Source organism: Streptomyces laculatispora (assembly GCF_017353455.1).
GTDB lineage: Bacteria > Actinomycetota > Actinomycetes > Streptomycetales > Streptomycetaceae > Streptomyces > Streptomyces laculatispora.
In genome coordinates this window covers 1-5,965 of sequence record NZ_JAFMPZ010000587.1, presented here as the reverse complement: position 1 = coordinate 5,965, position 5,965 = coordinate 1, and the positions used below count along the sequence as shown (strand labels likewise).

Sequence of the window (5,965 nt, the reverse complement as noted above, 5' to 3'; positions counted from 1 at the left end):
AGCCGATGGTCGCCGACTTCGCCGTGGATCCGAAGAAGTACGTGACCGTGGAGGTCCGCTTCCACGGCGCGAAGGGCGTCCTGCCGCTCACGCTCGAAGCGGACACGGACGACGACTGGACGTACGGACTCGTGACCCGCGAGGGGGCCTACGAGGAGTAGCCGGACAGCGAGAAGCGCCCCGCAGGGCCGCCGCTCCGTAGCAGGACGCCCGACATCCGTGCGTGCTCATGGCGCCGCCCGGCCCGACGGACCACGGACGGCCCGGCACACCAAAGAGCCCCCGCCCTGCGGATGGCACGAAGGCGGGGGCTTCTTCGGCTCTGGCTACTTCTTCTTGCCCTGGTTCTTCACGGCCTCGATGGCGGCCTTCGCCGCGTCCGGGTCGAGGTAGGTGCCGCCCGGCTTCAACGGGCGGAAGTCCGCGTCCAGTTCGTACGCGAGCGGGATGCCGGTCGGGATGTTCAGGCCCGCGATGTCGGCGTCGGAGATGCCGTCGAGGTGCTTGACCAGGGCCCGGAGGCTGTTGCCGTGCGCGGCGACCAGGACCGTGCGGCCGGCCAGCAGGTCCGGGACGATGCCGTCGTACCAGTACGGCAGCATGCGGACGACGACGTCCTTGAGGCACTCGGTGCGCGGGCGCAGCTCCGGCGGGATCGTCGCGTAGCGCGCGTCGTCGCTCTGCGAGAACTCGCTGCCGTCCGCGAGTTCCGGCGGCGGGGTGTCGTACGAGCGGCGCCAGAGCATGAACTGCTCCTCGCCGAACTCGGCGAGCGTCTGCGCCTTGTCCTTGCCCTGGAGGGCGCCGTAGTGGCGCTCGTTCAGCCGCCAGGAGCGGTGGACGGGAATCCAGTGGCGGTCCGCGGACTCCAGCGCGAGCTGGGCGGTGCGGATGGCGCGCTTCTGGAGGGAGGTGTGCAGCACATCGGGGAGCAGGCCGGCGTCCTTGATCAGCTCACCGCCGCGGACCGCCTCCTTCTCGCCCTTCTCGGTGAGGTTGACGTCCACCCATCCGGTGAACAGGTTCTTCGCGTTCCATTCGCTCTCGCCGTGGCGGAGGAGGATCAGCTTGTACGGTGCGTCGGCCATGAGCCCGAGCGTAATCGAACCCGTGTGGGCCGCGCGCGCCCGGTCACAGGGCGGACAGCGGGGCGGACAGCGGGCCGGGCCGGGGAGCCGGAGCGGCTCCGATTGACGGCAGCCGTCAATCGAGTGGCAGGGCGGGATCCGCGGTTCGTAATGTTCGGATCGGCAGCGGGCCTCTTACCGTCGCCGATCCGATTCCTTGATCCGATTCCTTACGTCCCGGGGGGAACCCGCATGTCTGTCGCCGGTCTCGGACGGGCCACGCGTGACACCGTCTCCGGTCTCCCCAGGGAGTTCTGGTGGCTGTGGACCAGCACCCTGGTCAACCGGCTCGGGGCGTTCGTCGCCACGTTCATGGCCCTTTACCTGACTCTGGACCGGGGTTACTCCGCCTCGTACGCCGGTCTGGTCGCCGCCCTGCACGGGCTCGGCGGGGTCGTCTCCTCGCTCGGGGCCGGGGTGATGACGGACCGGCTCGGGCGGCGGCCCACGATGCTCGTCGCGCAGGTCTCGACGGCCGTATCGGTGGCGGTGCTCGGTTTCATGGTCCATCCGGTGGCCATCGCCGGGGTCGCCTTCTTCGTCGGCATGTCGAGCAATGCCTCCCGCCCCGCCGTCCAGGCGATGATCGCCGACATCGTCCCGGCGAAGGACCGGGTCCGGGCCTTCTCGCTCAACTACTGGGCGATCAACCTGGGCTTCGCGGTCTCCTCGGCCGGTGCCGGGTTCGTCGCCGAGTACAGCTATCTCGCCGGCTTCGTCGGCGAGGCGGTGATGACCCTGCTCTGCGCCGTCGTCGTCTTCATGAAGGTGCCGGAGTCCCGCCCGGAGAAGGCCCCGCGCACGGTTGCCAGCGCCTCGGACGCCCCGGGCGCCTCGGACGCCGATGATGTGCGGCTCGGCACGGTGCTGCGCGACGGGCGGTTCATGGGTGTCGTCGGGCTGTCCTTCGTCATCGCCCTGATCTTCCAGCAGGGGTACGTGGGGCTGCCGGTGGCCATGGGGACGGACGGGTTCAGCAGCTCCGACTTCGGTACCGCCATCGCCGTCAACGGCGTGATGATCGTGGTGCTCCAGATCCCGGTCACCCGGCTCATCCAGCACCGCGACCCGCGCCGACTGCTCATTGTGTCGTCGCTGCTGGCGGGGTACGGGTTCGGGCTGACCGCGTTCGCCGGCTCGGTCGCCGTGTACGCGCTGACGATCTGCGTGTGGACCGTCGCCGAGATCGTCAACGCACCCGTGCAGAACGGCCTGGTCGTCCAGCTCTCCCCGGCCCACGGCCGGGGCCGCTACCAGGGCATGTACACGCTCTCCTGGGCCGCCGCCGCGCTGGTCGCCCCGCTGATGTCCGGTGTGGTGATCGACCACTTCGGGGCCGGGTGGCTCTGGGGGACGTGTGCGGTCCTGGGCACCGTCGCGGCGTTCGGGTACTGGCTGCTGATGCGGAACCTGCCGCAGACGGGCCTGACGGTGGAGAGCGGTCCCGCCGCCGTCACCGAGCCCGGTACCGGCCGGGAGCCCACCGTGGAGCGCACGGCCTGACCCGGACGGCCTGCCCCGCACGGTCTGCCCCGCACGGTCGTACGCGGCAGGCTCCCCGCGCGGAACGTTCTCCGCGCGGGGCCTCCCGCTGCTCCGCGTCCGTCAGCCCGAGCAGCCGCCGCACTGGCACGGTGCTCCGGACTGGCATCCGCACCCGCAGCCCGAGCCGCAGCCGCAGGCGCCGAGCAGGGCTCCGTGCGCCACGTCGGCGGGTGTCTCCTGCTGGGGTTCGGTCGTGGGGGAATCGGCCATGGTTCCTCCTCAAGGCGTACGACGGGGCCGCACACCCGCACGGGGCCCACGACCCGGGGCGTACGGACAGGTCGTGCCGCCCCACCCCATTGCATGCCCACCCGGGCAGGCGCATCAACGGCGCACACGCGCAGGAACGCATTTGCGAGCGAGTGCGCCGTCGTACGCCCGTCGCTTCCGGCTACGCGCCCTCCACCGGCGACGCCTGCTGGATCTCGTCCGCGTGCTCGCCCGTCACCAGGTACACGACGCGCTTGGCCACCGACACGGCATGGTCGGCGAAGCGCTCGTAGTAGCGGCCGAGCAGCGTCACATCGACGGCCGTCTCGATGCCGTGCTGCCACCGGTCGTCCATCAGGTGCTGGAACAGCGTGCGGTGCAGCAGGTCCATCTCGTCGTCGTCCTGCTCCAGCTGCATCGCCAGGTCGACGTCCTTGGTGATGATCACCTCGGCGGCCTTGGCCATCAGGCGCTGCGCCAGCTGCCCCATCTCCAGGATGGTGGCGTGCAGGTCGTGCGGCACCGCCGACTGCGGGAAGCGCAGCCGGGTCAGCTTGGCGACGTGCTGGGCGAGGTCGCCCGAGCGCTCCAGGTCGGCGCTCATCCGGAGCGAGGTGACCACGATCCGCAGATCGGTCGCCACCGGCTGCTGGCGCGCCAGCAGGGCGATGGCCCTGGCCTCCAGGTCGTGCTGGAGGTCGTCGACCTTCTGGTCCGCGGCGATCACGGTCTCCGCGAGCTTGAGATCGGCGTCGAGCATGGACGTCGTCGCCCGGCCGATCGCCGACCCGACGAGCCGGGCCATCTCGACCAGCCCCTCGCCGATCGAGTCGAGTTCCTCGTGGTACGCGTCACGCATGGGAAGTCCCTCTCCAGTCCTTAACCGAGGCCGGGGCCAGCTCTGAACCCCACGCTCCTACCGTGACGTGGGTACGCGTCCGGATCCGACCGGCCAAGTGAACCAGTGCTTGCTCCTCGGTGAACTCTGGGCGACGAGTGTTCGAGGAGGCACCCGGATGGCTGGGAGAGTGTCCGCCGGGCCGCATAACCTGGAGCCATGGACGTGAACGCGGCGGTCGCCGCAGCTGCAGCGATCGCCGGGCTGTGTACCGGTGTGATCGCCATGCTGGCGTTCCGCTGGAGCGAGCGCGACCAGAAGAAGCCGACGCGTACCTCCCTGCGGCCCGACAGTAATGCCCCCCTGCCCCCCGGGGTCGACACGGTCCTGTCCGTGCTCAGCTCCTCCGCCGTCGTGCTCGACGAGAGCGACGGCGTCGTCAAGGCCAGCTCCGCCGCGTACGCGCTGGGACTGGTCAGGGGCGGGCGGCTCGCCGTCGAACCGATGCTGAACATGGCCAGGGACACCCGCCGTGACGGAGAGATACGCCAGGTCGAACTGGACCTCCCGCGGCGCGGCACCGGCCGGGGCGAGGCCCTCGCGGTCTCCGCCCGGGTCGCCCCGCTGGGCTCCCGGCTGGTGCTGCTGCTGGTCGAGGACCTCACCGAGGCCCGCCGCATCGAAGCGGTACGGCGCGACTTCGTCGCCAACGTCAGCCATGAGCTCAAGACCCCGACCGGTGCGCTGTCCCTGCTCTCGGAGGCCGTCATGGACGCCTCCGACGACCCGGAGGCGGTGGAACGGTTCGCGGGCCGGATGCAGATCGAGGCGACCCGGCTCACCAACCTCGTGCAGGAGCTCATCGACCTCTCCCGGGTGCAGAACGACGACCCGCTGGAGGACGCCGAACCGGTCCGGGTGGACGAACTGGTCGCCGAGGCCATCGACCGCTGTCGGCAGCAGGCCGGCTCCAAACAGATCACCATGGCCGCGGGCGGCACCGCCGAACTCCGCATCTGGGGCAACCGCGGCCAGCTCGCCGCCGCTCTCGGCAATCTCGTCGAGAACGCCGTCAACTACAGCCCCGCCCGCACCCGCGTCGGCATCGCCGCCCGCCGGGTGGCCGTGCCCGGCGGGGACGAGATCGAGATAGCGGTGACCGACCAGGGCATCGGCATCTCGGAGAAGGACCGCGAGCGGGTCTTCGAACGCTTCTACCGCGTCGACCCGGCCCGCTCACGGGCCACCGGTGGCACCGGCCTCGGCCTCGCCATCGTCAAGCACGTGGCCGCCTCGCACGGCGGGGAGGTCACCGTCTGGAGCTCGGAGGGACAGGGCTCCACCTTCACCCTGCGGCTGCCCGAAGCGGGCGCCGTGCGGGAACGGGACCGCACATCAGGCGGACCGCTCATCGTCAACGGCGACGAGGCGGCCTACCCGGCCGCCACCCCTGACACTCTTGATTCATTCCCTGCCCCGGAGGCTCTTCCGTGACCCGAGTGCTTGTCGTCGAGGATGAGGAATCCTTCAGCGACGCCCTGTCCTACATGCTCCGCAAGGAAGGCTTCGAGGTCGCCATCGCGGCCACGGGTCCCGACGGCCTGGACGAGTTCGAGCGCAACGGCGCCGACCTCGTGCTCCTCGACCTGATGCTGCCCGGACTGCCCGGCACCGAGGTCTGCCGGCAGCTGCGCAGCAAGTCCAACGTCCCCGTGATCATGGTCACGGCCAAGGACAGCGAGATCGACAAGGTCGTCGGCCTGGAGATAGGAGCCGACGACTACGTGACCAAGCCCTTCTCCTCGCGCGAGCTCGTCGCCCGCATCCGCGCGGTGCTGCGCCGCCGCGGGGAGCCGGAGGAGGTCGCCCCGGCCGCCCTGGAGGCGGGCCCGGTCCGGATGGACGTGGACCGCCACGTCGTCACGGTCTCGGGCGGCAAGGTCGACCTGCCGCTCAAGGAGTTCGACCTGCTGGAGATGCTGCTGCGCAACGCCGGCCGGGTGCTGACCCGGATGCAGCTGATCGACCGGGTCTGGGGCGCCGACTACGTGGGCGACACCAAGACGCTCGACGTCCATGTGAAGCGGCTGCGCGCCAAGATCGAGCCCGACCCGGGCGCGCCGAGGTTCCTGGTGACGGTGCGGGGTCTCGGGTACAAGTTCGAGCCGTAAACCGGCCCGCCGCCCTCAGAGGGGCGATACGTACGGCTGAGGCGCCTCCCGGCCCGGGAGGCGCCTCAGCCGTA

At 70.7% G+C, this 5,965-nt stretch carries 6 protein-coding genes; 3 read left to right on the top strand and 3 right to left on the bottom strand.

All coding sequences use genetic code 11. The features are described 5' to 3' along the window. Window positions 1-326 precede the first annotated feature (326 nt). Window positions 327-1,088: a phosphoglyceromutase gene (locus J1C73_RS31060; RefSeq protein ID WP_207319289.1), complete on the bottom strand. Its 762-nt coding sequence runs from the start codon at window positions 1,086-1,088 to the stop codon at window positions 327-329. A gap of 231 nt (window positions 1,089-1,319) precedes the next feature. Between J1C73_RS31060 and J1C73_RS31055 the strand changes: the two genes are divergently transcribed. Then, entirely contained in the window at window positions 1,320-2,630 is a 1,311-nt protein-coding gene (locus J1C73_RS31055) for an MDR family MFS transporter (RefSeq protein WP_207319288.1), read from the top strand. Between the two features lie 102 nt (window positions 2,631-2,732). Here the strand turns inward: J1C73_RS31055 and J1C73_RS31050 are convergent, their stop codons facing one another. Next, on the bottom strand, window positions 2,733-2,882 hold the full coding sequence (locus J1C73_RS31050) for a hypothetical protein (RefSeq protein WP_207319287.1): 150 nt from the start codon (window positions 2,880-2,882) through the stop codon (window positions 2,733-2,735). Window positions 2,883-3,063: 181 nt separating this feature from the next. Continuing rightward, window positions 3,064-3,741: a phosphate signaling complex protein PhoU gene (gene phoU, locus J1C73_RS31045; protein WP_207319286.1), complete on the bottom strand. Its 678-nt coding sequence runs from the start codon at window positions 3,739-3,741 to the stop codon at window positions 3,064-3,066. A 198-nt stretch (window positions 3,742-3,939) separates the two neighbouring features. On the opposite strand from phoU, the gene phoR reads away from it, so the two are divergent. Both phoR and phoP read left to right on the top strand, forming a co-directional pair. Next, window positions 3,940-5,214: a two-component system sensor histidine kinase PhoR gene (gene phoR / locus J1C73_RS31040; protein WP_207319285.1), complete on the top strand. Its 1,275-nt coding sequence runs from the start codon at window positions 3,940-3,942 to the stop codon at window positions 5,212-5,214. Beyond that, entirely contained in the window at window positions 5,211-5,891 is a 681-nt protein-coding gene (gene phoP, locus J1C73_RS31035) for a two-component system response regulator PhoP (RefSeq protein WP_123460720.1), read from the top strand. Before phoR ends, phoP begins: the two co-directional genes overlap by 4 nt. Window positions 5,892-5,965 lie beyond the last annotated feature (74 nt).